Origin of the sequence: Niastella populi (assembly GCF_002078015.1) — a bacterium.
Lineage (GTDB): Bacteria > Bacteroidota > Bacteroidia > Chitinophagales > Chitinophagaceae > Niastella > Niastella populi.
This window is the reverse complement of the sequence record NZ_LWBP01000188.1, coordinates 146322-172339: the sequence shown is the minus strand read 5'-3', so window position 1 is coordinate 172339 and position 26018 is coordinate 146322. Positions and strand designations below refer to the sequence as shown.

The following is a 26018-nucleotide window of genomic DNA, read 5'->3' as shown; positions in this document are numbered from 1 at the left end:
GAACACTAACTGTCTTCACGCTTTTCGGCTTCCCTGTTTTCGGGTGAAAGAATATAGGTTTGCGGTGGTGTTGGCTCTTGTTTTTGCCGTTCGGCTTCGCGCCTCCTTTGTATGCGCTGTCTTCTTTCTTCACGCGCTTTCCGGCTCAGGAACAGGTTTCTGAACTTATTATAGTCGAGGGTAATAACAAACGCTACGCCGGTTTCGATCACATAACCTTCAATTACGCCTTCATATTCATTTTTACGATAGGCCCGCAGCATATACCGGCGGTCTTTGCTAAGGCTGTAATCTACCGCCACATTACCGGCAATATTGTTTGCAGCGCGATTGTTATTTCGCGACCCCTCCAACTCAAAATTGCTGCCCACGGTTACCGTCAGCCGGTCGTTCAACAGGCGTTTTGACAATGCAACATTCATATCGGTACGGGTTTGCGCGGTTCCGGTTGAGTAATCGTCAAATGAGGTTACATCAAAGTTCAGGTCAACACCCTGTATAAGCTCACCGGCCAGCCGGTTCAGTTGTTCGGTCAACAGTTTGCTGGCGCTCTGGCGGGCAAAAGATTCAGCGGTTAACCCGCCGGCGCTGCTTTCAAACGGATTTTCACCTACGAAACGGTTCAGTAACAACAGGGAGAATACCTGCTTATTCATTTCGGAAGGCTCCTGCCGCAATTGGGCAAGGCGGTAGTTGATGGTAGTGGCCGCTCCTTTTGATACTTCATTGCTTTCTTCGGGCAACTGAATATCGAAGCTTACCTTTGGCTGCAAAAGCTCTCCCTGTAATTTCAGCAATACTTCAAATGGCAGTCGCTGCAGGAACATATTCCTGTTTACCGCGGCTTCGTTACCCACCTGGTTCTTTACGAGGTCCATAGGCGCCGCTTTTGTTTTATAAATAGCGGTTACGTCAAGATCGGCCTTTGTGGGTTCCCCGTTCCACACGATCTTACTTCCCGGCTGCATTTCGAATCGCCTGCGCAACAAATTATAATTAAGTTCGTAGGCCCCGCTGGTGATCTCATAGGAGCCCGACAAGGTGGTTTTACCGCTGGGATCTATACCGCCGGTAAGTAAGCCTTCACCCTGCATACGAACAAAGTCGCCGTTGCCTTCATCTATTACCATCGTAAAGATGGCTTCCCTCTTTATTTCCACGTTGGCAGAAATATCGAGCCCCGTAATACCCGATCTGTTCAGCGAATCGAAACCCGCTTTTGCATTCATGAACAGCGTATCATTTTCCGGTGCATCCATATCTACAAACTGTACAATGCCTTCGCGTTTTACAACCGCGGGGTCCTGCTGTGGCAGCACCACGGTTACATTGGTCTTATCGGCTATGGTAATATTTCCATCTACTACCGGTTTGGCGCTGGTTCCTTTCAGGTGCATGTTGCTGCTGAAAATGAGCTGGCCGTAATACAACCTGTTCTGCGCTTTGGTGCTGTTCATCGCCTGGAAGTTATTTGCGCGAACAGAAAGATCGAACCGGTACTCTGTGAAATTGGTGGTATATACCATCCCGTTCACGGTTGCCTTGTTCTTTGCAGAGTCTTCAATAACAAAGCTATCGAAGCGAATACCCTCATCGTCTATCGATACTCTTTCATCTTCAATATGGAAGAAGCTGTTGAGCATGCTCAAAGTGAAGTTCGTTTGTTTAAAGTTGAGCCCGCCATCGATATTGGGATTGGCAAACGACCCCGACACATCGAACTTCCCGGTTATGCTTCCCTTTGCGTCTTTGATAGCGCCCATGCTTGCTCCTTCAATAGTGGCCATATTCAGCGTATCGAGCGCCACTTTGAAATTGAAATCATTACCATTTACCGGTTTCAAATAGAAATCTCCATTTACTGTAGCATGGTTGCCCCGGCCTGTCAATTCGATATTCGCATTTATGATATCTGCGGTGGTATTCTTTGCTTTTACGATCACATTCCCAACGGTGTCGCCTTTGAAATTGAGATTGCTTACGGTTACATCGCCCGAGAATAAAGGTTGAGTTGTAAGATTGTGTATCAGGATCTCGCCATCGAGTGTGCCGTCAACCGCCAGTGAATCGGAAGTAACAAATGCAGCCAGGGTTGAGATCTGGAAACTGGTAAAGCTGGCTTCTGCCGGTGCATTGAGCATATTGCCTTTACTCTTCAGGCTGAACTGCTGAAAATTATGGTTCAGCATAAAATTGGTTGCCCTGAGATCGTTGCTGGTGATGTGTATTACATTATCGGGCGCCACCGTCCACAGATCATAGTTCAGCAACAGGCTGTCAGACTTCAGGCTGATATCGTACACGCCATACCTGGGCTGGTGCAGCATACCGGGGATCGCATATTGTATCCGGCCCGCACGGTCATGAACACGGGCAAGGAAATCAATTTTATTATTGGCAGCGCGGGCTTCAACAAATGCTTTGTATAACGTATTACCACCGAACTGAAAGGTACCTACCGTAGTGGTTGCATTCAGTATGCTGTCGCGGGTTACAATTTCAAGTTGCATATTATCGATGGTCATTCCACTCATGGCAAGCACCGGCATCCTGGCTGTTGCCTGCCAGCCGCTATCGCTTGAGAAATGCCCCCTTACAAACAGGTTCTGGAACCGCTGCACTGTAGGCATGGCCACTTTTAATGCAGGGTTATCGGTTACATACAACCACATTCTGAAATTGTACGGGGCAATGGGTTGAGCCGGCTTTTTTGGTGCAGGTGTTATGGTAAAATATGGCTGCAGGCCCTGCATGAACAGGGCGCCCAATTCGGTTAATTTGTATTTTCCCGCCAGCCGCGCGTTGGCTATATCGCTTTCAATGGTAATGCGGTTGCTATCGGGGGTGGTGCTGGCCACTATCCGTAACGTGTCAAGCTGCAAACGTTGGTTACCCGTTACCAGTAAAGAATGAATGACTTCCACCTTGCCCTCCAGGCTATCGGGATTTATATTGGCGAGATCGGCTTTTATTTTTCCGCGGTATACAAGTTCGTCTCTGGTGAGGTTCAGCGGTTTTGTTTTGATGCTGTCAACCACTACATCGGCGATGAGAGCGGGGTCTGACAATGCCAGGTTCAGCGCTATACTGCCGGCCATCCTGATGTTGGCATCTGCTATGCTCACATTGCCTTTCGCCTGCTGGTCTTTAATAGATCCATCGAGATCGATATTACGGTAATTGTAGCGCTGGAAACCTACCGATTCAATGGTGCCCTTCAACGTAGCATCGGCGGTTTGGGGGGTTAATCCTTTACCCTTCACTTTCATATTGGCCGTCAGGCTTTGCAAACTGGTATCCTTCATTATAGCGCCGGCCTGTAACTGCTGTACCTTTACCTGCATATCGTAGATGGCGGATTTTACATCCTGGTAATTGGCCATCGAACCGTTGAGCGCAATGTTGCCCGATGAGCTTTTCAACTGCAGATCGGTACGTAACTGTTTTCCATCTCCTTTAACCGTTCCCGATAGCTGCAGGGTGGCCGGAATTTGAAATTGATCGCGGATAGAATCGGGCAAAAAGCGCGCTGCATCCTGCCGGGTAGTGCGGATCTCTTTGATGCGGATATCGCCATGTAGTTTTTCTATCGATGGCAATCCAACCACGGTGCCTGCCACATCTACACTGGTATTGCTCCAACCCTTTATCTGGAGCACATTTGCGGTAAGGTTATTTAAGCGGCCCGATACATTGGCATTGATGCGGAAAACGGTGGCGGGATCGCTGAACGCCGGCTGGCTTTTGAGCGCCGGAACAAAGAGCAGGATATCTTTATTTGAAACATAACAATTGGGCAGTACGGCCCGCACCTGTAAACCGCCTATATCTTTTTGTAAACTTTCCAGTGAAGGATAGTCGAGATGAATAGTATGTTGAATGCGCGTACCGGGTGTTTGCACCAACAGGTCATCGGCATACATTTTTTGACCGGTGTATAAGATATCACCCTTCAACCGCTGCAGCGCAAGCCCGCTTTGCTCCTTAAATGCCGCCTGTTGTATAGAGGCGGCCAGCGAATCTTTATCAAACAAAAAACTCCGCGCCTGTAATGTTACGTCACTGGCTTTCAGATGGGCGTAATCGAGTTCCTGTTTTTTGCGTGGTTGCGACTCGTCATCGAACTGAAATGAGGTATTCCTGATATTTATATCCCGCAGATTCAACATCCAGCTTTGGGCTGCAACATCCTCCGCTTCTTTTTTTGCTTTTTCAACTACCAGTTTGGCCGATTCCGTTTTTCCCATAGTGATCTTTGCGTCAGCGCCCAGTAAACGCAGGTGGTCGAGTATGATCCTGCGGCCATTGAGATCGGCGGTGTTGACCCTTGTGGTGAGGTCCTGCAGTTTGGTCCGGGCGAACATTGCCGAAACATTGTTCCGGTAATCCACGTCGATGTTCTTTATCTGCACATGCCGCAGGTTCAACACCGGCATAAGCGCCACGGAAGAATCATCGTCGGCAACATCTTCGGGGGTTATCAGCGGTTTGTACTGGTACATGCGGGCAGTTAAGCCATCGAGCACAATAACAGGTACATCGAATTCCAGTTTTTGCGGATCGAACTTTTTTATATTGCTGTTGAAATGGCGTAATTGTATGGTCCAGTCGTTTCCCGAAATAGTATCCTGGTATAAAAACCGGATATTATCGAGAACAATATGGTCGAGATCCATTTTCATGGCGGCAGTGGTATCTGCCGGGTTGGCCGGCTTTTTTTGCGCGGTCATAAACGAATCAATAATGAACTGGAAATTGAAGACCGTATCGGGCAGTTGCCGTTTGATTTTAGCCGTAACGTCCTGTACACGCAGGTCGCCGATCTGTACCTCGTTCTTTAATAATTTGAAAATATGAAGGCTGGCCTTTATTCGGCCGCCGTATAAAAGGGTGTCTTTTGATTTATCTTCAACATATATATTTTCCAGAACAACAGAGGAGGGGAAACCAATACGAATTTTGCCTATCTCGAAGCGGGTATCCAGTTTTTTGGCAAGCCAGGCCTGTACTTTCTTGCGGGCAAAATTTTGCACCGGTGGCGTTTGTACCAGCACTACTATCAATAGCAGTACTGCCACAATCCACAGGAGTACTTTGAAGGTTATTTTTACCGCTTTAATCACATATGTAGCTTTAGAGTACTGTATTCTTAATTCATCAGGAGCCTTTGCGTTATGAAATAATTAAAATACCTATGCCATTCAAAATGCTTTGATAAGAGTTGATGGTGAATATACGGGGATCGGGTGGTGTAGAAAAATATCTACGTTGGGCGGGGAATTCACTATCTCACCTATCCCAGTTTCGATTCTCCTATTTCTTTCGCTTCCTGTTTAATAATGAATACGGCGGTTTCAACCGGCTTTATGCCGGCTCCGTGGCGTATAGAATAGATCTTCGTGAATTCGGCCCCGAAATACAGGATCAGGGAAGAATAATAAACCCACACCAGTATCACTATAATGGAACCTGCGGCACCGTAAGTGAGCCCTACATTTGATTTCCCAATATATAAGCTGATCAGGAATTTGCCCAGCATGAACAACAGGGCGGTAAAGGCGGCGCCAATGGTGGCATCTCTCCAGCGAATGGTAGCATCGGGCAATACTTTAAAAATGATAGCGAACAGGGCGGTTATCACTGCAAAGATCAGGGCCCAGTTGAGTATATAGAATAAAACTATTGTTACACTTTCGAAATAGTACTGCAGCTTCTCATTCAACAACTCCATAACCGCGTTGATAACAAGCGAAACCAGCAGGATAAACCCGCAACTGATTACCAGCGAAAAAGAGATGAGGCGGTTGGTAATGAATTTCAACCAGCCTTTTTTCGGCTTCGCGCGAATTGACCAGATGTAGTTGATAGAACCCTGTATCTCAGTGAACACGCCCGTAGCGCCGAGAATCAATAACACAAAGCCGATTATGGCCGCTACAACCGTTTGATTGCTTTGCTCCAGGTTGGCGATGATACTTTGAACCTGCATAGCGGCAGCGTCGCCTATGAGCATTTTTATCTGATCATAGAGTTTCCCTTCAACAGCTTCGCGCCCGAGGAAAATGCCAGCAAAAGAAATTATAATGATCAGTGTTGGCCCCAGCGCAAAAATGGTATAATACGACAGGGAAGCACTGAGCTTAATGCAATTATCATTAAGAAACTCAGTTACCGTCTGTTTAAGGATTTTCCAGGTATTTGCCATTGCTTTAAAGATGATCATATATGATGCCAGTAAAAAGAATGTTCCCCCTCTGAGCAATGAAGGTAAATACCGGTGCCATGAGCAATTTCTTCTACATCGCACCGCTGAATGTTGACTGTTTTCAACCTTATCTGAAGCCACTGCCTGGCAATAGATTTTTATTACTATAACATATTACGCAACCTAAAAAATTGTTCACCATGAGAAGTATATTGTATCTTATTGCAGTGATATTAGTTGTGGGCTGGTTATTAGGATTCTTTGTATATAGTGCAGGTGGCTTAATACATATTCTGATCGTACTGGCCGTTATATCATTAATTCTCGGTTTAATGCGCAGCACATAGTTTATCCAGATGATAGTATTGTTTAGGATTAAGCAAGGCTACAGTACGTCAATACTGTAGCCTTTTATTTTACACTTATACCGGTGAACCGGAAAGGAAATAAAAAGGCTGCCCTGATAATCAGAGCAGCCCTTGATCACTACGTATTTATAATGGAAAAAATATAGGTCAGTTGATCATGAGTTTTTCGTTTCGTGATTCAACGTCGAGGATGAATTTGTAAACGAATGGATCGGCCAGTGTGCCGCAGCCATCTATGAGTGTTCCTTTTACACCGTCAGCTGTCTCAATTACATATAATACTGCGCTATCGTGTGGGTCGGAAAAACCTTCAAACCGGAATGAAGTAACTACTTTCACTTCATTAGGGCCGTATAGTTTTCGGGTACTGGATGATTCAAGGCCTTCGCGGGTAGCGATAAAATCCTCTTTGTAACCATCGTCCACCACCTTGCTTAAACACGACACCATGCTCTGTATATATGGAGTAGACCTGTTATAATCTGCTTTCATGCCCATTTCATTTGATCATTATTATAAAAATTACTGCCAGCATGTTTTGGCCTGTTTTTCATCAAAGAGTGTATAAAATTCCCCACATACATGTGTATTTTTAAATATATAATCAACAGTTTGAAGTATTTACGCCACGAAACAAACAGGCCAGGTAATCTAACTTACCCGGCCTGTGTTTTTGCTCTACAGTACTAAAGCCACTATTTTGAAGATGCTTATTTAGTGATCTCGTGTAAATCCCTGTACCTTTTGATCATATCGTGTGCATTTCTCAAAGAAGATTTCTGGCTCGTTATTAACTGCCTTACATCAGTTGGCAAGGGCGCGTCAGAGGCCAGCGCATCTTCATAAGCGCGTTGAGCTGCATCTTCCCCGTATTCGCAGGAAGCCAGCAATGCATGCCGGTCTTTACCGGTGAACATGTCTTTCACGTTCATCCATGCCCTGTAAATTTTACCTGAAGTGGTAGTACCGGTTGCAGGTTCACCACCCAGACGGCCCACCTGAGCTGTAAGCTCGATGGCGTTCTGGCGGCTTTCATCGGCCATTCTTTCAAATATGGTCCTTAGGTCAACGTCTACTGTTTTTGTATCTTCTGAGGCTCTGGTGTAACCTGCAGTACGATCGTTATTGATTCTGATAAGATCGTTCAATACTTCAATGATTTCCTTATTCTGTACCATATGATCACATTTTGAGTTTGCTAATAAATGATAATTTTCATTTAATACAACGTGATGCATCACACGTAATTTTTACTAATCCGGTTTTAAGTGTAATGTTATTGTGTCGTTATCTGCCATTATACAGGCCAGGCAAGCATCACAATAAACATCACGTCAGTACAACGACACAGTAGGTAATAAAAAATTATTCCTCTCTGTTTTACAGGCTACTATAATGTGGATGTAATTTGAATGGGAAACCGCTTCTACACTTTGCGGCATCGGTGTAAACAAACAACAATATGTTGCCATCGACAAAAACGATTCACCGGTGGCACAGTAATTTGCAACTTATTGATGGTATTAATATTCAGCAATGATAAAATACTTTAGTTATGGCTAAATATTCAAGAAAATCGCAAAAGACAGTGGAGAGCGCAATGCGACGAAAGAAGAAAGGAACATTGCGAAGCGGACGGAGCGGGAAAAAGGTAACCAGCCGTAAACAGGCCATTGCCATCGGTTTATCCGAAGCGCGCGAAAAAGGCGCAAAGGTGCCGGCGCCGAAAAAGAAAACCGCTAAAAAGAGAACGACGGCGAAGAAAAAAGCCCCGGGAAAGAAAAGGGCTACGGCTAAGAAGAGAACTACAGCGAAAAAGCGTAGCGCAAAGAAATCGGCGGGCAGAAGAACAACGGCAAAGAAAAAAAGATGAGGCAGAAGGCAATGAGCAAAAGACCCGCTTAATACAGGGCCTCCGATGAAATGGCCAGGCCAATGGTGAATGGTGAATGAACCGCGCTTATTGCAGAACTGCGGTCACATGAAACCAGGCCAATGGCCAATGAACCCGCTTAACGCAGTACTTCCGGTGAATATGGCGGCAGTCAAAGGTGAATGCGTGCCGTTTCCGGTACAATTTCCAATCGTTATACAACATAATACCAAAAAGAAGCTTTCAGGCTTCTTTTTTCATTTTCACCCACCCCGAACAGGTTTACAAGATCGCAAAAGCATGTGTGAGCCATGTGTCAGGCATGTATGCTTCATTGAAGAACACCCCGCTTTGACACATGGTTCACATATGCATGACATAACGTTTATACAATGAATGGCGCTGTTCAATGACAGCCATAAAAGTACTTCAACGATCCGAATCGGATCTGAAATGGGGGATCATGCTGGAAGGTTGGGGAGCAGGAATGGTTATTCTTATTATAGAATGTATTCGGGCCATCTTTCCCTTTTTTAGTATATTGCACCAGGTTATACCATTGACAGCATTTATTATCCATACTGCGATCAGCATTCTTTCTACACAAGACAATCACCAGACCCTCACGGGACCTTCACGAGACTTTCACAAGACCTTTACGAGACTCTTACGGGACCTTCACGAGACCTTTACGTGACCTTTACGGGATGTAAATCTTATGGTAATGGCTTCGGAGTACATTTGCAATGGCCTTGCACTCCGGTTGAACTATTATTAAAAGCCAATGAAAGTATACTGAAACGGGTATTTGTATATATGTGTATAACTCGCGAACACCCTGCAGATTGCCTGATGACACGCTGGCGATTGCCTCACACACCAGGTATCGGTAGAGGGGCCGCAGGCAATTCCCGGCGTATCTCAGTACAATACGCCGGCTATCTGGCTACCATTAACCTACAATGCAGGTACCATTACCCTACCATGTTTGACTATAATCCCCCATTTTTTTGACTTGATCCAAATGGGTATGTGCTACGGCTGATCGCCAGGTGCAGATAAAATAAAAAAACCCGATGTAGAAACATCGGGAGTCCTTGGTTAAGGCCTGATTTGTAGCGTAAGTTTATAATGAGTTTTTACTATCGATTTTAAAAGCCGGCTCCCACTTCTGATATTACTTTTCAGCAACGCCGGCTACATATATATTTATAAAAACTATGCCTAAAATTTTAAACGGGAACAAATTGTATCTGTAGAAAATAGTTCCCAATATCACCTAACTTTTGTGGAACGACTGTAGAATTTTCATCAAAATCTGTTCATCTGCATGCAGCCCTGTTGTTCCTTCAGTACACGGTTCATTTTCTAACTGCGATAGGTACTTATTTAGCTTATTCTCCTCGTACAAGGCTATCAGGCCCGGGTGAACGTAGTATTTCTTACACACAGTGCGTGTATTCCCTAACTTTAGGCTTACTGCATCGAGTGCGGTCACAATGTTCTTCTTATTTTCAGCGGCTGTAACCGCCTCGCCAACGGCCTGCAGCGATTGCAATAAATTCATAGAGCCTGCCCATGTCCTGAAATCCTTCGAAGTGAAATCCATGCCCGTCGCATCCTTTATATAACTGTTAATCATGCCCGAATCAACCGGATGTTTATTTCCTTCCTCGTCATAATATTGAAATAGTTCTTTCCCCGGAATTTCGCGGCAGTTTTTTACAATGCGGGCCAACCGCTTACTTTTCAACGTTATATCGTGGCTTACGCCTTTTTTTCCCCTGAACGAAAACCGAATGGTGTCTCCGGCAACGGCTACGTGGTTGTCCTTCAACGTGGTAATTCCGTGTGAGCCATTCTGCTTTTCATATTCGCAGCTGCCTACGCGAATGTATGTTCGTTCCATAAGGCTGATAACGGTGGCGATCACCTTCGATGCGGTCAACCCCCGTTGGCTTAGATCACTCTCCAGCTTAGTTCTTAAGCCAGGCAGCGCTTTTCCAAATTCATACAACCGGTGAAATTTGGTTTCATTGCGTAATACCGACCACAGGGGATGATAGCGATATTGTTTTCTTTTACGCATATCCAGCCCGGTTGCCTGTATATGTCCGTTTGGCAGGGTGCAGATCCATACCGACGTCCAGGAAGGCGGAATGGCCATGCTGCGGATCCTTTTTATTACATTTTTCTTACGTAATAGCTTGCCTTCATACATGTACATATACCCCCTGCCCTTTTTATAGCGAAGAATGCCGGGTTGGGTATCCGACACATATACGAGATCGGCCAGTGTGGCAGCTTTTGCATAGTCCCTGTATATCTTCAAATGTTGCCGGTGCGTCACTTTTGCCAGTTGCTCCATCATCTTCCGGTTTTACGTTTCAATTTGAATTCGTGTAAATTCTCCGCCTCGCTAAGGGAGTGTGAACTGCTCACATCGCCCTCCTTTTCTGCCAGGGCCGAAAGTTTTACATAGAACTTCCTGATCTTCTCCAGTTCTTCTTCCGTAAGGTCCTCTATATCGACCAAACGGTTGCTGGCCCGCTCATTACAGGCTATCAATTCGTTCAGTTTTAGCTGAATGGCCGTAGTATCTTTATTTTGAGATTGTTGAATGATGAAGACCATTAAAAAAGTAATAATGGTAGTGCCGGTATTGATCACCAGTTGCCAGGTATCTGAAAACCCGAAGACCGGCCCGGTTATACCCCAGATCAAAACCACGATCAATGCTATGCTAAATGCCAGGGGCGAACCGGTTGCTTTGGTTATTTTGACCGACATTTTCTGGAACAGGGCGGAGAGCCTGCTCTTTCTTTTCTTCTTTCGCATAATACGTCCTTTTTGAAAATGCAGGAATTGGGAGATCCAAAAACCAAACGAGGAGTATAGGCAAAAAAAAGTCAGGCCAGGAATGGCCCGACACCAGTAGACCTTAAAAAACCCCTAAATCTATAACCAGAACTAAAAAAGTTATACCAGGGTAGCCATTTCGGGCAAATGAGCTGTTTTTTTAATGTTCTATTAATCTCGTTCGTTATTCTTCTTCTCCATCATTCCCTTCTTCCGTTGAACTTTCTTCGTTTGCGCTGCCTTCAGCAATGCTGGTCAACAGCAGATCGGCTTCCTTTTCTTCATCGAGTGTTTCGGCCAGTACTTCGGCTACCTCCATCATTCCGATGGTTTTTGCCAATTGCACCAAACTTCCATAAGTTGCTATTTCATAATGCTCTACCTTCTGTGCAGCCATAATTAAAGCCACATCGCGGGTGGCTGTTTCTTCATCTGTTTCCTCAATTATGTGCTGCGCTTCTTTAACCAGCCCTTCCATTGCTTCGCATTTCTTGGCTTTGGGAGTTTCGCCCATCATTTTAAAAACATCTTCCAGGCGACTAACGTGTTCTTCGGTAGCTGCCTGGTGATCGCCAAAAGCATCGGCCAATTCCTCACTTGTGGAGGCTTTCTGCAATTTGGGCAACTCTTTCGCCAAATGTTTTTCGGCCCAATAGATATCCTGTAATTCTTCTACAAAAAACTTTCTCAATAACGATTGGTTATCCTTTGTCTGGTTATCTTTCTTACCCGAAGCAGCTTTGCTCCCCTTGTTAGCAGCCGCCTGATTTTTTGAACTCCTCGCTGATCTTTCCATAACGCATTGTTTTGTGGTGATAAAAAAACGATTGTAACCCGACGACAGATGAAAAAGGGGTGCCACGTACTATTACTATATGTGCAGTCTTGTGTAGAAAAATGTCTACGTGACCCCAACAAAACTGCCTGTTTAGGGTACATTTTTTTACTGGTATTGGATTTGAACTTTAACACCTAAAACACACATATATGAGGCACGCTGACAGTATACCTTTCTTACAGGATAAAATACAGGGAATAGGCAGTGCGTTGTTTTATAATTTGAGCGGAGGCGTGTTAAAATTCCCTACCACTATTGTAAGCATTCTTAAAGTAGATGAACTGGCCAATATCTGGTTCTTTATGAACCGGCCCGAGCAGCAACTGAATGAGTTCGACCGCGAATTTCCCGCACATATGCAGTTCTATCGCAAAGGCAAAGGTTATTACCTGCAGATCATTGGAAAAGCTTACGTAATAAACGATCCCGAAGAGCTTAATAGTTTGATCGGCCTGCCGGACGAAATCAAAGAAAAAGCTTTTAAAGAGATGGTGCTGGTGAAAGTAAAGATCGGCAGTGCACAGTATTACCCGTTCCAGCCACGATTTGCCTATAAATCGAACCTGCTTGGACTAATAAACCGTTTCTATAACTGGTTGTTCAGGGAACCTGCCCGTACAGAGCCATATATCTTGCGGCCTATGCCCCGGTTGGGATTTTAGGCTAATTCGATAATGTGATAATTTGATAATGTGATAATGGGGTCGTTCAATTTAGTGGTTCGCTTTTAATTGCGAATGATTAATAGTTACCTCCATTCTATACTTCCAACGATTCGCTGCCAATAATCTTCCAATTCTACTGTTTAATTTTTAGTTTTCGTCCTCAAAAAATAAAACCCCGCAAAGCATGCGCTTCGCAGGGCTTATACTGCACGCCGACTGAGGGGACGAGGTTGAATTAATGTGATAATGTGATAATTCGATAATTTGATATTGGGGTTGCTGCATTTCCGGGCCCGCTATAAAGGATTATCGTTCTCAGGTTCCGGTTACCCTGACAATGTCCCGCTCATGAACTCAACATCTCGCTGTGCTTCCGCTTGATGGTTCCGGGCGAATAGCCATGGTGCTTTTTAAAGATCTCAATAAAATGGCTCACTTTCTCATAACCCATCATTTCGGCAATTTCATTTACCGAATAAGGCCGCTGCAACATCAGTGTTCTGGCCATTTCCATTTTCCGGTTCAAATAATATTCGTAAACGCTTTTACCATAGATCAGCTTGAAGTATCGCTTTAATGTAGATTCACTCAACGCCACCGTTTTGGCTATAATGCTCATACGCGGCGGCGACTTTTGCAGATTGGAGATCAGGATGGCTTCCGCCTCCTTCACTTTCTCATAATACAGTTCTATGTTGCCATTCGTTTTTTCGGTTTCCTCTTTTGCAGGGGCGCTCAAAAAATCCTTTATCAACGCCTCTGCCATTGGTAACAGAACCCCCGGATCGGATTTTTGATCTTCCAGCCAATCGATCAGTTTGGCTGCCAGCATATTCGCCTTCGCCTGACAGGGCTCTATCAGCAATGGTATGCCGTTATCTTCCATGATGCCATCATTGAAATACCCGGCAACATGCACATACCCGGGTTGCTGTTTAAGCCAGTATGCAGAAATGCTAAAATCAATCAATTGTACGGGCAGGTGCGCATTCAGTTGTAAACTTACATTTACCGCATCGGGAACCAGGGCAAAGCGCCGCTCCCTTACTTTACTGAACTGCTGGTGCTGATTGATACTCTTCAAATCAATTGACTCAGGCGTATGTAAACATAAAAGGGTAAATCCGTTGTCTGTAATATAAACAGGCAGGGCTTCCCTGATCAGCTCAATCGGCTTCAGTAAGTACAGATCCCACACTCGCATATATAAGCCGGCGTCAAGATGGTACTTTTTTATTTTACCCCGCCCCCACTCACCGGAAAATGTCAACAGCGAATTGCTTTCCTGCAGCACGCCACCCATTGCAAGCGCCAGTTCCTTAAACGCATCTTCACGATCGATTTTGCTTACGTGAATTGAATAGCTCTTCATACTTCTTTGTGGTTTAATTATAACAAGGTTTTTAACTGCACAGCTATCAAATCAGAGATATAAACGCGTAACTACTATTATATACAAACACCGATGCTATATTTATGAATAAGGAAAAAAATAGCTATTTGCCGCTTTGAGCGTTAACCTTCATTTTCGATAAGCATTTTCTCTTATCGTTACAATCACAGGGTTCTGAAACTTGATCCAGGTCAACGAAAACAGTACCTAACTTGAAAGACTAAGTGTTTGTTGACCCGATACCGGTATTCTTTGGATCAGGAGGGGTAATTGAAAGCAGTCAGGGGTCCTACTTTTACATCCGGATCGTTTAAGATTACACACTCCAATATTTAAAAGAAAAGCCTGTCCGGGCCCAATTCCTTCCAATATTTCTAGCTCCATTAATCAATTACAAACCTGCTATTCGTGTGCATACGCCTTAACAACGCTGCATAGGAAAAAGCAATTACTTTCTGTTCACCTCAAAACATTTACCATTGAAACCAAACATTTACACATGGTTGGCAATAACAGCTATTGCGTTGCCATTAACAACTACCGCACAGGCACAATTGAACAAAGCGCATCACCCGGCTCAGCCCCAAACAATTATCAAAAACAATAAACAGCTTGCCGCCGATATTTCTGCCGACTGGTATAATAGGGCATTGACAAGCATACAGCAACTCAGCGAACAAATAAAACCGTTGCATTCATACGGAAGCTTCAGCGCTACCAATATGCGCAGCCGCGCCGGGTTTTACATTTCTCCTTCCGGTTATAAAGTGCAATGCATGCAGGAAAAAGAATGGCAGGTAGCCTTCCGGCTTAAGGGCATTGGCCGTTCTGCCATACAATGGCAACCCGAAGGACAATACGCTATATCCCATACAGCCAATCAACTGCAGTACAGGTATGATAACATTTACATCGAATACATCAATAACAGCGACGGTTTACGCCAGAATTTTTTGGTGAACAGGAAAATGCCAGGCGATGGCGCCCTCAAAGTGACCATTGAACCTGCTACTGAACTGCAACCCCGGTTGCTGAATAGTAACAGCCTGGCTTTTTTTAATTCCGAAAACAAAATGCTGCTGGCTTATGAAGACCTGCACGTTTGGGATGCAACGCACAAAGCATTACCCGCCGCTATGCGTTACCTCAATGGTTTACTCACCATTGAGGTAGATGACAGCGAAGCTACTTACCCGGTAACCATCGATCCGCTGAATAAAACGCCTGAGTGGACAACCTCAGCCGATGGATTGATCAGCGGCCTCACCACCGCGCAACTGCATGCTTCATTGTATGGTTATGCCGTTACCGGCCTCGGCGATGTAAATGGCGATGGTTATGGCGACGCCGCAATCAGCGCCCCGGCACTTACAGATATCTTCAGTGGTACCGGATCACTGGCAAGCGTAGGTGCGGTGTTCGTGTTTTACGGCTCACCCGCAGGTTTATCAACCATACCGGCCAAAACCCTGCAACCCAATACCGCCGTTGCCGGCGCCCTGTTTGGCACCAGTGTAGATGCAGGCGATGTTACCGGCGATGGCATCAATGATATTATTGTTGGCGCACCCCTCGATTCCTATACCACCACCGCAGCGGGAATTATACCCACCAACGTTACTGTAAAGGCAGGAAAGGTATATGTTTTCCCCGGTGGTAATACAGCGGCGGCCAACCCTACAAACTTTATTGAAATTAAATTACAGGGCACAGGATTCTTCAGCACGGGCATTGCCAATATATTGCTTAGCAACGTATCGGTCAATGCCCTTTTTGGTTTCTCCGTTGCCGCCGCCGGCGATCTTAATGGTGACAATAAATCAGATATCGTTGTTGGCGCGCCCGGGTTTATGGGTGTAGGTTTATCGGCCATCCAAAACGGCGCTGCCTTTGTATATTATTCAAATAACTTAACAACCACCGCTCCTGTACAGTTGGAAACGCCTACCCTTTCGCTACTGGGTCTGTCGCTGCCCATCCTGCACAACGGATTGTTATTTGGCTTCAGTGTTGACGGCGCAGGTGATTATAATAATGATGGCTATTTAGACGTGGTAGCGGGCGCACCCGCCGGTGTTGACCTGTCGTCATTAAGCGGCATAGTGAACGGACAAATATTGAGCGGAACCGCGCACGTTTATTATGGAACCGGTTCAGGTGTAAATAGCAATGCTGGTACAACGCTGAAACCAACCAGCGGCAGTTTGCTTGGCAATGCCGCCAATTTATTTGGTTATAAAGTAAAAGGCCTGAAAGCCGTTAACGGCATCAGGAATGGAAGCATTGCCATTGGCGCACCTGCGGGCGGTTTACTGCCCAACACACTTACCCTCACCATTCAGAGTGGCAACGTACACATCTTCAAAAAGAAAAGCTCACCGGGCAGTTCAGCCACCAGCGACCAGGTACTGGAGTCGCCGCGTTCAACCAGTTTATTGTCGATCCTGAACACACTCGACCTGAATGTGCTGTTTGGCGCAGCCATCGATAACGCTTATGATGTAAACTGCGATGGGTATGCCGACCTGGTAGTGGGCGAACCGCTTTCTTCAGGCGCTACCCTGCTGCAACTGCAGGCAAATGCTGTCGGCGGATCGGCCTATGTTTTCCTTGGCAATTCAAACGGAACATTCCATATTACGCCCCCGTATACGGCCTCGGCCACTTATGGCAGCGAATTTCTTTCGGTGAATGCTGTTTCGCTGTTCGGGTACAGTGTTGCCGGTGTGCCCTATGTTCGTGGCATCGGCTCATCACCCCGCATACTCATTGGCTCGCCTGCGGCGGCGCTCGATTTCGACAACAGCCTGCTGAACCTCGGCAGCACACTGGGTATCCTGTTCGATTTTGTGGCTGTAGATAATGGTTTGGGTAAAGGTTATTTATTCAATACCCAGTTGTGTATAGGCGAAACACCGCTGCCGGTGACATTGACCGAATTCAAAGGCCAGGAAAAAAATACCGTCATCAACCTTACCTGGAGAACGAGCGAGGAAGTGAACCTGAACCGGTTTGAAGTGGAAAGAAGCCGCGACGGTGTTCACTTTGAAACCATCGGTATTGTTTTCCCCCGCGAAAATGCCAGCCATGGTGATTACGCATTCAACGACAAAAACGCCGCAACCGGCAACAACTATTACCGGTTGAAAATGATAGATAATGATGCCGCCTTCAAATTCTCGAACGTCCTCACCTTTACATCAGGCCCTACAACCGGTATGCAAATGGTGGTTGCCCCCAACCCCGCAACAGATCTGATCAATATTCAGTTAACGGGACTGAGCGAAAGCTCGTACCGGCTCGAGCTGCGCAGTGTAACCGGACAGAAATTTATAGAGCGCTCATTTAACGTTACCGGATTCAGGCATACTGAAAAACTTTTGCGGACTGCCTCAATGACACCGGGAATTTATTTCTTAACAATTTTTGGAAAAACTAATCAGAAAATATTTTCAAACAGGGTTATCGTTCTCTAGGTTTACAATGTGAAAGTAAGCCCCGATTCTTCGGGGCTTTTTTTATTTATTTTATTATCAGTTACAGTACGTAAATTACCTGCAATATTAGTCACATGTGTGTTACCAGCTATCAACAAACGAACCCACTTCTGACGGTTTGGCAACCAACAAAAACCCGCGAATTAAATTCGTGGTCTTACCCTATCCATAACAGTTTTTGGTACGTTTCATGCAAAAAGGATTTTGATTCACTTGTAGCGGAAAATTTTTCTCACTTTAAAAAATCCTTGGAGCAAATGAAACTGAACAAAGGCCTGACCCGCCGGACATTCTTGCGTAATGTCGGGCTGGCTACAGTAGCGCATGTGGTAGGATGCACTAAAGTTATACCGGAACTTGCAGCACTTACCGCTAACAGCGTCAATTCAAATACAGAAAGTAAATCAGGAAAGAACAAATTACCCAAATGGAAAGGGTTTAACATTCCCGATTATTTTCAACCCGATCCCTGGTATGAAATAAAACATACACCCGAAGAGTATTTTAAATGGGTGGCCGACTGGGGATTCGACTTCATAAGAATGCCGGTGGCTTACCCCACCTACCTGAACATCAGCCCCAAAAAACAATTCATTAGTGCCGAAGATGTATATAAGATAGACGAGAACAAGGTAGAGCAGATTGAAAAAACAATTTACCTGGCACAGAAGTATAACCTGCACGTAAGCCTGAACCTGCACCGCGCGCCGGGTTATTGCGTAAGCACCGGTTACAACGAACCCTATAATTTATGGAACGATAAAAGTGCGCAGGATGCCTTTTGCCATCATTGGAGCTTTTGGGCAAAGCGGTTCAAAAATATTTCAACCGGCAAGATCAGTTTCGACCTGGTGAACGAGCCCTGTTACCGGGAAAATATAAATGATACCAAATCGAAGACCACGGCTGTTCCCGGAACACTTTACCATAATGTAGCAAAAGCGGCCACGGAAGCTATCCGGAAAGAGAACAGGAATTTTTATGTTATTGCCGAAGCCAATAACGGGTATGCTGCACCCGAACTAGCCGACCTGAATATCGGCCAAAGCTGCCGCGGTTATTATCCGTATGAAATTTCTCACTATAAAGCGCCCTGGGTGTACCCTGATCCTGCTTACCAGCCAACGCCGTTATGGCCTGGTAATATGGGCGGACGGTATTACGATCGCGCCGCGATGGAAGAATATTACAAACCCTGGCTCAACCTGGTGAAGCAAGGTGTAGGCGTGCACTGCGGCGAATGCGGCTGCTGGAAACAAACCCCGCACGATGTTTTCCTTGCCTGGTTTGGCGATGTGCTCGATATTCTTACCGGCAACGGAATTGGTTTCGCACTGTGGGAACTGAAAGGCGATTTCGGCATGCTGAACTCAAACCGCTCCGATGTGCAATACGAAAACTGGTACGGCCACAAACTCGATAAAAAACTATTGAAGTTGTTACAAAGCAAGTAAAGCTAATGTGATAATTCGATAATGTGCTAATGGGGTTCGCGAATTTTAAGGATTACTACTATACCTTATCAGCTTGATATAGTAAGTTGCAAGGGAACAGTTCGCGGATTTTGTAAATCATATTTGATCCGGGTGGCTTCAAATAAATTGGTTTCTGTATTCATTATCACCATTATCGAATTATCACATTATCAAATTAATTTTCAGCCGCTTACCCATTTATTTTCGCTTTTAGCCGCTTATTTTACCGCTCATCATACATACTTTGCCGGTTGTGAAACAAAAAATACCGCTTATGCCGGATTCCCTAAATGAAATGTTAACGTCTGTATATCTTTGACCCATCAACAAATGGAGAACCTTCTCCTGCCAACATGAATCACTACTTAAAGTTTCTCTTCGCCCGTTACCGCCAAAGGGTAAAACCACCGGCAATCATCCGTTTTAATTAACAGGCAAAACTGCTGAGTACCCCACACTCGGGCAATTACACATATGCGGCAGCCTGCTGCGTACAGGATTTTCCATGCTCAACTTTTAACTGATGAAACGCTGCAGGAAACAAAGTTCAGTGAACTACCCATGTGCTGAAATATTTTCCCTGCGGAGCTCCATCCGGCCCAAAACAAAAAACCTTTCGGATGAAATTAAATTGTTGGATCGGTCCATTGATAGCTGTAATAATTTTACTCACGTTGCGACATAAGATGTATGAAGTACGAAATGAGCACCAACAGTCAGTAATACCCGCAGCAAAAGAAAAAAAGCCGGAGATCAATCCTCCTATGGCCGGTACCCTTATTATCAGGGACACACTGCCCTTCTGAATTACTTTCAGTTAAGTTAACAAGGCAGCAACAACATGTAACATAACAGCTTGAACTGTTATGGGTGACCGTACTATGCGCGGCATTCCTGAACGGTTAAAACGTAACTCATTCCCTGCTTAAAAAACAGGCAGGAATGAGACAGGGAAAGGTATGCCTTCAGGCAACACTTCTCAACCCGACATCTCCCCCATAGGAGGTGAAGGAAAATGTTTTGCCCGAAACCAACGTGTTCAAAACACTTAAACAACATACAACTATGGCCAACTTCGGAAAGAAAATTTTGTCGGCCTTCGTGGAGGTAAGCGACGACAAAAAACCGGAAGCGGAAAAGCCGCCTGAAACAAAAGAAAATTATCAGCAGCCGGAACCGCTCCCGATAGCTATCGGCACAAGCACCTTCAGCAGTACAACTGTAAATAACAGTTATGCACCAGCGGCAAACAGCAAGTTCAAAGAATACTTTGACAAGCTGTTCAGTGAAGCCAATATACCGGGGCCCGACTACTTCGAGTTCAGTAAAATGATAGAAGCCATGCAGGCGGTTCCCGATGAACAGGTTCGGTATATCACCGCCTTTGCAGGCTTAAGCGTACAGGGGCTCGATAAACAAAAGTTATTGACGACCGCCTCGCAGTACCTGCAGTTGCTGCAAACCGATGCCAACAACTTCCATAGCACCGTAGATGCGGCTTTGCAGGAAAAAGTGCACGAGAAAAAACGGCAGATGGAGGAAAAAGAAAAACGCATTCAACAGCTGACACAGGAAATAAGCATGCTGCAAAATGAAATGCTCAACATGCAGAACGAAATAAAAGAGAACGAAGCGAAAATAGCAGCCAATACGGGCGGGTATAAATATGAAAGCGAGGTGATGAAAGACCGTATTGGCCGCGACATGGAAAAAATAAAAAGATATATACAATAAAACAGCACAACATGATCAACCCGATCCAAAAAACGAAAACACCCGGCTGGTTCAGCGAACCAAAAAACCTTGCTACAGCCATTATAGGTATTTCTTTATTTGCCGGACTAGCATACGGTTTTCTAACCTATGTGCTGCCCTGGCTGGTAACCGTAACCTGGAACCTGGTGAACCTGGTGATAGGCGGTGTGATCCTCGGCTTTCTGCTGATGATCGTAACCAATAAAAAGTTCTGGCGTGCACTGAAATACTTTTCAGCATTCATTGCCAACTACACCATCGGCATCGCCATAGAGCTGAACCCCTTCAACATTTTGCAGGCAAAAATTGAGCAGGGTTATAAAGACAGGGAGACCTTGTACCAGCAGGCTGCCAAATTAAAAGGCAAACAAAGCGAGCTGGTTGATAAACTCACCGACAAGGAAAAAGAGCTGCAGCTGAACATACAAAAAGTAAAGATCCTGCAGGCAGAACAAGGTAAGAACAGCCGGCAGATCGACCTGTATGCAAACAACGTGTTGCGCTGCCGGGAATACATAGACAATGTAACACCGATAGTAGGCGACCTGAACAAACTGATAAAGTTTGCCGATGCAGCTTATGAAGAGAGTGGTATCATGCTCGAAGATGCAAAACTCGACCTTGAAGCCAAGAAAGACCTGTACTATTCGGTAACCACCGGTTTATCGGCCGTAACAAGCGCCATGAAAGCCTTTAAGGGCGACGATGAACTGAACCAGGATGCTGAAAAAGCACTGGCCATATTGAAGGTACAGATCGGTGAAAAGATAGGCCATATTAAATCGGCCATTGACGTCACCTCACGCTTTATGGATGACAAAGTGCTTGAAGATAAAGCCAAGTCGGCCCAGGCCATCGAGCTCATCAACCAGTTCAATGTAGACAACGATTTCAACTATACGCAGAATGCGTTGGATAAAAACTCGGATAGTGGAAAGTTAAAAGGTATTTCTACCCCCGACAGATACCGGGGATTGTTAGATTAACCCAAAAAAACCAACAAAACCAAAAACCATAAACTCAACGACAATGGCACTCAAATTAAAACCCGCCGGTAAAGTATTTATCATTGCTGCAGTAGTAACTGTAGGCATTTTCGCCGTGCGCTGGTATCAAAACCGTCCAAAAGACGTAAACGGTTCAATTGAAGTAGGCAAAGTAGCGTTGCCCGATGCGCCTGATGCTTCTTTACAGGGGAACGCGGTTAAACTTCCCTTACCCGGCACAGAAGAGGCGGTGAACGGCGGTACGCAAATTACCTGGGAACGCATGGCCTGGAACAGCCAGTTCGGCGGTATGTATGCTAACGGCGGCATTCGCACTACCAAAGGCTCGCTGTTCGATCAGGCGCACCTCGATGTGACCTATATACGTCAGGACGACTGTAACAAACAAATGGCCGACCTCGTCAAATTTGCCAACGACTATAAAAGCAATCCCAATACACCGGGTGTATTGATCACCTTCATGGGCGACGGTATGCCGGCCTTTATGACCTCGCTCGCCAAAGAGCTGGAACCTTTAGGTCCCGAATACCAGCCCCTGATCATACCAGTTACACACGGCAAATCGTATGGCGAAGACCAGGTGATGGGACCCCTGTCGTGGAAACAGGACCCAAAGAATGCAGTAGGCAAATGCGTTGCCGGCGTATTACGCGACGGCGACATCAACATCCTGCTGAAATGGGCGGGCGACAACGGACTGAAAGTAAACCCCGATGAAACCACCTACGATGGTAATGCCATCAACATCATTGCCGCCAATGACTTCCTCGATGCACCTAACAAATACATCACCGGCTATACCGAAAAAAGGAAGCTCATTGTAAATGGTAAAACAACGGGCAGCGACACAACGGTAGGTGTAGACGCTGTTGCTACCTGGACGCCCGGCGACGTAAATATCGCCACCAAAAAGGGCGGACTGGTTACTATCGCCAGCACCAAACAGTATGCATCGCAAATGAGTAACCAAACCATTGCCATTAAAAGATGGGCCAACGATCACCGTACCGATATCGAGAACATGATCATTGCCCTGGCACAGGCCGGCGATCAGGTACGTTCGTATAACGAGGCCAAACAGTTTGCGGCTGAAGTAAGCGCGAAACTGTACCAGGAGCAGGACGCCGCCTACTGGCTGAAGTACTTCAACGGCGTGGAAGAAAAAGACATTCAGGGGCTGAAGGTAACACTTGGCGGTTCAGCCGTATTCAACCTGAGCGATATGGCCAACACCTATGGTTTAGGTGAAGACAGGGTTGACCGTTATAAAGCCGTGTACAACACCTTCGGTAACCTGATGGTGAAAATGTACCCTTCGATAATGCCTGATTTTTTACCATATGAAAAGGCAGTTGACAAATCGTTCCTGTTCAGCGTGATCTCGAACCACCCTGAATTATTACAGGGTAAGGCCATTGAAACTAAATATGCCGAACAGATCACCGAAGCCGTTTCATCCAAATCATATGCGATCCAGTTCGAGACCGGTTCTGCCACAATCAAACCTGCATCGTACAGAATGCTCGATGAGATCTTTGAATCGGCTGTAGTAGCTGAAGGCTTGAAACTGGGAGTGTATGGCCACACCGATAATAAGGGTAGCGATGAAGTGAACGTGCCGCTTTCAAAAAAGCGCGCCGAAGCGGTAAGAAGCTATCTGCTTAAAAAAGGTTTGAAACAAAACCAGATCGAAGCCAAAGGTTATGGTGCAGAAAAGCCCGTAGCCGATAACAGTACCGAAGCCGGCAGAAGTAAGAACCGCCGTGTGGAGGTGGTATTAGGTGAATAAAAAGTAGCTATCAGTATCATAAATGCCGTGTCATGGGGTTGCAGCCATGGCACGGCTTATTAAAAAACCAACCAACTATTAAATGAAAAAGATATTTCAGCCATTTGCAACGATCAACCGGCAAACAGTGATGATCATGATGGCCGTGCAGGTGGTTATTACATTATTGCTATGGCATACTTTATCGGATGGCCTCATACCTAAACCCGGTAAAGTGGCAGGCGCATTGGTGCAACTGCTGGGCAGCAAGCTACTGTTCGATAATGTACTGGTAAGCCTGCTGCTTACCCTGAAAGCCATGCTGTATTCGATCCTGATCACCCTGTTGTTTGCTTATTTATCTGTACTGCCCTTTTTTAAAAGCCTGGCGCAGTTCATAGTCAAATGCCGGTATTTAACCCTTGCGGGTCTGATTTTCGTATTCACGCTGCTAACCAAAGACGGCAGCGAACTGAAATTGTCGTTGCTGGTCTTCGGTATAGTACCTTTTTTCGTTACCTCCTTCCTGTCGGTGATCGTAAACATCAACCAGCAGGAATACGAGCTGTGCAAAACACTTGGGTACAACAACTGGCAAACATTGTACGAAGTGATCATCATCGGTAAAGCCGATCAGGTGTTCGAGATCCTTCGCCAGAACTTTGCCATTTCCTGGCTAATGATCACGATGGTTGAGGGTTTGAGCATGAGCGAAGGCGGTATTGGTACGCTGTTGATAAAATACAACAAGTACAACGACCTTACCAATGTACTGGCGCTGCAGCTGGTGATCTTTACAATTGGTTTATGTTTCGACTATTTATTGGGAACGCTGCGGCATTGGTTATTCCCGTATAGCAGATTAAAACAAGCAAAAGCATAATGACACAACATACAAAAGAAGAAGCGATTTTGCAGGTCAGCAATGTAGCACTCACATACGACCGGCCAATCCTGCGCGATATCAATTTTTGTATCAGGAATATCGTTCGCCCCGGTTTTTCGCAGGGCCAGGTGGTAACCCTGATAGGCCGGAGCGGCATTGGCAAAACACAATTGTTCAAGATCCTTTCGGGCCTGCAACAACCTACCAGCGGCCAGGTGACCATACACGATAACCAACCGGTAAAGGCCGGCGACATGGGCGTTATTTTCCAGAACTACTACCTGTTCGAATGGCGAACCGTACATCAATCATTATTACTGGCGGCCAAAAAGAACAAGGCATTGGCGGGAAAGGAAAAACAAACCATCGATGAGTATGCAGAGCAGTTTCACCTGACCGAGCACCTGGGTTTATACCCAAACCAGTTATCGGGCGGGCAGCGCCAGCGCGTAAGCATCATGCAGCAGTTGTTAAAGGGCTCGAACTTTATCCTGCTCGATGAACCGTTCAGCGGGCTCGACGTATGTATGCTCGATAAAGCGGTAGAGTTGTTGTTACAGGTATCGTTGTCAGATGATCTGAAAACGCTTATCATCGTTTCGCACGATATTGAAACAAGCGTAGCTATTTCGGATACCGTTTTTATATTAGGCACCGAACCCGGTATGGCCGGCGCAACGATCAAGAAAGAGATAGATCTAATTGATCGGGACCTGGCGTGGCAGAAGGGAATTAAACAGGAGAAGCGCTTTTTGGAGACGATAGAGGAGATTAAGGGGTATCTGTAAATGGCAAGGGAAGGATGAGGTTGATAGGGTTGCGTCTTTCCCTATCAACTCCATCAACTTTATCACCTTATCAACTCAAAGCCCAAACCTCCAACCCGCTTTGAACCCAACCCATGAGGCATAGCCGCCATTACGCACAAACCCATCAAAGGCAAGGCCCATTTCAAAGGGGCCTAACTTAACGCCCCCACCTACATCGGCAGAAAAACGGGAAGAAGAAGTATTGGTTGTCTTATCTTTTATTTGACCGATACCTGCATCGGCATGAAGGAACAATAGTTTGGCCGGTAAAAAATATTTGCGAACCCCTATCTTCATGGGAACATAAATAATATTGCCCAACTCTTTTGAGGGAGAATTGAAAACCGTATAGCCGATGGTACCCGTCAAAAACGTCTTTTTGCCAACGGCGATTCCCACACCGCCTTCAGCACCTGCACCATAATTATAATCATTTTTGAATTCGCTTTGCACCGGACTGGCATATTGCCCATGGGCAAACGCAAAGAATACTTTCTGCGCCTGCACTTTACCGCACAGGCCGGCAATGATCAACATTGCAATTACTGTTAAAGAGCGGATACCATATTTCATATTGGCTGGTTAAATATAAACAGCAGATGAAAAATTTATGCCATTAT

20 protein-coding genes are annotated in these 26018 nt (G+C 45.5%); 11 read left to right on the top strand and 9 right to left on the bottom strand.

The features are described from left to right. Window positions 1-5: 5 nt before the first annotated feature. The gene (locus tag A4R26_RS17585; protein WP_081165684.1) at window positions 6-5123 is read right to left on the bottom strand and encodes a translocation/assembly module TamB domain-containing protein; all 5118 of its coding nucleotides are present in this window, start codon (window positions 5121-5123) and stop codon (window positions 6-8) included. 170 nt (window positions 5124-5293) lie between these two features. Beyond that, window positions 5294-6223 carry a YihY/virulence factor BrkB family protein gene (locus A4R26_RS17580; protein WP_081165681.1) on the bottom strand — a complete coding sequence of 310 codons (930 nt, stop codon included), beginning with the start codon at window positions 6221-6223 and terminating at the stop codon, window positions 5294-5296. Between the two features lie 182 nt (window positions 6224-6405). Here A4R26_RS17580 and A4R26_RS34480 point away from each other — a divergent pair, with 182 nt between their 5' ends. Next, a complete protein-coding gene (locus tag A4R26_RS34480) occupies window positions 6406-6552 on the top strand; it encodes a lmo0937 family membrane protein (protein ID WP_107685853.1) in 147 nt (48 codons plus the stop codon). Between the two features lie 168 nt (window positions 6553-6720). Here the strand turns inward: A4R26_RS34480 and A4R26_RS17575 are convergent, their stop codons facing one another. Further along, on the bottom strand, window positions 6721-7065 hold the full coding sequence (locus A4R26_RS17575; protein WP_081165678.1) for a hypothetical protein: 345 nt from the start codon (window positions 7063-7065) through the stop codon (window positions 6721-6723). Between the two features lie 218 nt (window positions 7066-7283). Beyond that, entirely contained in the window at window positions 7284-7751 is a 468-nt protein-coding gene (locus tag A4R26_RS17570; protein WP_081165675.1) for a ferritin-like domain-containing protein, read from the bottom strand. Between the two features lie 377 nt (window positions 7752-8128). Here A4R26_RS17570 and A4R26_RS17565 point away from each other — a divergent pair, with 377 nt between their 5' ends. Next, the gene (locus A4R26_RS17565) at window positions 8129-8446 is read left to right on the top strand and encodes a DUF6496 domain-containing protein (RefSeq protein ID WP_081165673.1); all 318 of its coding nucleotides are present in this window, start codon (window positions 8129-8131) and stop codon (window positions 8444-8446) included. A 1279-nt stretch (window positions 8447-9725) separates the two neighbouring features. On the opposite strand, the gene A4R26_RS17550 is transcribed toward A4R26_RS17565, so the two are convergent. The 3 genes from A4R26_RS17550 to A4R26_RS17540 form a co-directional block, all read right to left on the bottom strand. Next, on the bottom strand, window positions 9726-10817 hold the full coding sequence (locus tag A4R26_RS17550; protein WP_242674937.1) for a DNA topoisomerase IB: 1092 nt from the start codon (window positions 10815-10817) through the stop codon (window positions 9726-9728). Further along, the gene (locus A4R26_RS17545; protein ID WP_081165665.1) at window positions 10814-11284 is read right to left on the bottom strand and encodes a low affinity iron permease family protein; all 471 of its coding nucleotides are present in this window, start codon (window positions 11282-11284) and stop codon (window positions 10814-10816) included. Before A4R26_RS17545 ends, A4R26_RS17550 begins: the two co-directional genes overlap by 4 nt. 205 nt (window positions 11285-11489) lie before the next feature. After that, window positions 11490-12101 carry a ferritin-like domain-containing protein gene (locus tag A4R26_RS17540; RefSeq protein ID WP_081165663.1) on the bottom strand — a complete coding sequence of 204 codons (612 nt, stop codon included), beginning with the start codon at window positions 12099-12101 and terminating at the stop codon, window positions 11490-11492. A 191-nt stretch (window positions 12102-12292) separates the two neighbouring features. Here A4R26_RS17540 and A4R26_RS17535 point away from each other — a divergent pair, with 191 nt between their 5' ends. Next, on the top strand, window positions 12293-12805 hold the full coding sequence (locus A4R26_RS17535) for a pyridoxamine 5'-phosphate oxidase family protein (RefSeq protein WP_081165661.1): 513 nt from the start codon (window positions 12293-12295) through the stop codon (window positions 12803-12805). Between the two features lie 349 nt (window positions 12806-13154). Here the strand turns inward: A4R26_RS17535 and A4R26_RS17530 are convergent, their stop codons facing one another. Continuing rightward, window positions 13155-14180, bottom strand: a complete 1026-nt coding sequence (locus A4R26_RS17530; RefSeq protein ID WP_081165659.1) for a helix-turn-helix transcriptional regulator — start codon at window positions 14178-14180, stop codon at window positions 13155-13157. A 500-nt stretch (window positions 14181-14680) separates the two neighbouring features. On the opposite strand from A4R26_RS17530, the gene A4R26_RS17525 reads away from it, so the two are divergent. The 8 genes from A4R26_RS17525 (at window position 14681) to A4R26_RS17485 (ending at window position 25377) form a co-directional block, all read left to right on the top strand. After that, entirely contained in the window at window positions 14681-17677 is a 2997-nt protein-coding gene (locus A4R26_RS17525; protein ID WP_081165657.1) for a T9SS type A sorting domain-containing protein, read from the top strand. Window positions 17678-17955: 278 nt separating this feature from the next. Next, on the top strand, window positions 17956-19152 hold the full coding sequence (locus A4R26_RS17520; protein ID WP_081165655.1) for a glycoside hydrolase family 5 protein: 1197 nt from the start codon (window positions 17956-17958) through the stop codon (window positions 19150-19152). A 641-nt stretch (window positions 19153-19793) separates the two neighbouring features. Then, window positions 19794-19979 (top strand): hypothetical protein, encoded by a 186-nt coding sequence (locus A4R26_RS17510; protein ID WP_081165649.1) that lies wholly within the window; start codon window positions 19794-19796, stop codon window positions 19977-19979. Window positions 19980-20238: 259 nt separating this feature from the next. Continuing rightward, window positions 20239-20907 (top strand): hypothetical protein, encoded by a 669-nt coding sequence (locus A4R26_RS17505; protein ID WP_133054720.1) that lies wholly within the window; start codon window positions 20239-20241, stop codon window positions 20905-20907. A gap of 11 nt (window positions 20908-20918) precedes the next feature. Beyond that, window positions 20919-21914, top strand: a complete 996-nt coding sequence (locus A4R26_RS17500; RefSeq protein WP_081165643.1) for a hypothetical protein — start codon at window positions 20919-20921, stop codon at window positions 21912-21914. A gap of 43 nt (window positions 21915-21957) precedes the next feature. Further along, window positions 21958-23724: an OmpA family protein gene (locus A4R26_RS17495; protein WP_081165640.1), complete on the top strand. Its 1767-nt coding sequence runs from the start codon at window positions 21958-21960 to the stop codon at window positions 23722-23724. Window positions 23725-23806: 82 nt separating this feature from the next. Then, window positions 23807-24586 carry an ABC transporter permease gene (locus tag A4R26_RS17490; RefSeq protein WP_081165637.1) on the top strand — a complete coding sequence of 260 codons (780 nt, stop codon included), beginning with the start codon at window positions 23807-23809 and terminating at the stop codon, window positions 24584-24586. Further along, window positions 24586-25377 (top strand): ABC transporter ATP-binding protein, encoded by a 792-nt coding sequence (locus tag A4R26_RS17485; RefSeq protein WP_081165634.1) that lies wholly within the window; start codon window positions 24586-24588, stop codon window positions 25375-25377. The genes A4R26_RS17490 and A4R26_RS17485 overlap by 1 nt, the downstream gene beginning before the upstream one ends. Before the next feature lie 75 nt (window positions 25378-25452). On the opposite strand, the gene A4R26_RS17480 is transcribed toward A4R26_RS17485, so the two are convergent. Continuing rightward, the gene (locus tag A4R26_RS17480) at window positions 25453-25971 is read right to left on the bottom strand and encodes a hypothetical protein (protein ID WP_081165631.1); all 519 of its coding nucleotides are present in this window, start codon (window positions 25969-25971) and stop codon (window positions 25453-25455) included. Window positions 25972-26018: the final 47 nt, after the last annotated feature.

Bases quoted from the DNA above. Each gene is read 5' to 3' on its own strand.
- A4R26_RS17580 (WP_081165681.1), bottom strand. From the start codon at position 6,223: ATGATCATCTTTAAAGCAATGGCAAATACCTGGAAAATCCTTAAACAG.
- A4R26_RS34480 (WP_107685853.1), top strand. From the start codon at position 6,406: ATGAGAAGTATATTGTATCTTATTGCAGTGATATTAGTTGTGGGCTGG.
- A4R26_RS17575 (WP_081165678.1), bottom strand. From the start codon at position 7,065: ATGAAAGCAGATTATAACAGGTCTACTCCATATATACAGAGCATGGTG.
- A4R26_RS17570 (WP_081165675.1), bottom strand. From the start codon at position 7,751: ATGGTACAGAATAAGGAAATCATTGAAGTATTGAACGATCTTATCAGA.
- A4R26_RS17565 (WP_081165673.1), top strand. From the start codon at position 8,129: ATGGCTAAATATTCAAGAAAATCGCAAAAGACAGTGGAGAGCGCAATG.
- A4R26_RS17550 (WP_242674937.1), bottom strand. From the start codon at position 10,817: ATGATGGAGCAACTGGCAAAAGTGACGCACCGGCAACATTTGAAGATA.
- A4R26_RS17545 (WP_081165665.1), bottom strand. From the start codon at position 11,284: ATGCGAAAGAAGAAAAGAAAGAGCAGGCTCTCCGCCCTGTTCCAGAAA.
- A4R26_RS17540 (WP_081165663.1), bottom strand. From the start codon at position 12,101: ATGGAAAGATCAGCGAGGAGTTCAAAAAATCAGGCGGCTGCTAACAAG.
- A4R26_RS17535 (WP_081165661.1), top strand. From the start codon at position 12,293: ATGAGGCACGCTGACAGTATACCTTTCTTACAGGATAAAATACAGGGA.
- A4R26_RS17530 (WP_081165659.1), bottom strand. From the start codon at position 14,180: ATGAAGAGCTATTCAATTCACGTAAGCAAAATCGATCGTGAAGATGCG.
- A4R26_RS17520 (WP_081165655.1), top strand. From the start codon at position 17,956: ATGAAACTGAACAAAGGCCTGACCCGCCGGACATTCTTGCGTAATGTC.
- A4R26_RS17510 (WP_081165649.1), top strand. From the start codon at position 19,794: ATGAAATTAAATTGTTGGATCGGTCCATTGATAGCTGTAATAATTTTA.
- A4R26_RS17505 (WP_133054720.1), top strand. From the start codon at position 20,239: ATGGCCAACTTCGGAAAGAAAATTTTGTCGGCCTTCGTGGAGGTAAGC.
- A4R26_RS17500 (WP_081165643.1), top strand. From the start codon at position 20,919: ATGATCAACCCGATCCAAAAAACGAAAACACCCGGCTGGTTCAGCGAA.
- A4R26_RS17495 (WP_081165640.1), top strand. From the start codon at position 21,958: ATGGCACTCAAATTAAAACCCGCCGGTAAAGTATTTATCATTGCTGCA.
- A4R26_RS17490 (WP_081165637.1), top strand. From the start codon at position 23,807: ATGAAAAAGATATTTCAGCCATTTGCAACGATCAACCGGCAAACAGTG.
- A4R26_RS17485 (WP_081165634.1), top strand. From the start codon at position 24,586: ATGACACAACATACAAAAGAAGAAGCGATTTTGCAGGTCAGCAATGTA.
- A4R26_RS17480 (WP_081165631.1), bottom strand. From the start codon at position 25,971: ATGAAATATGGTATCCGCTCTTTAACAGTAATTGCAATGTTGATCATT.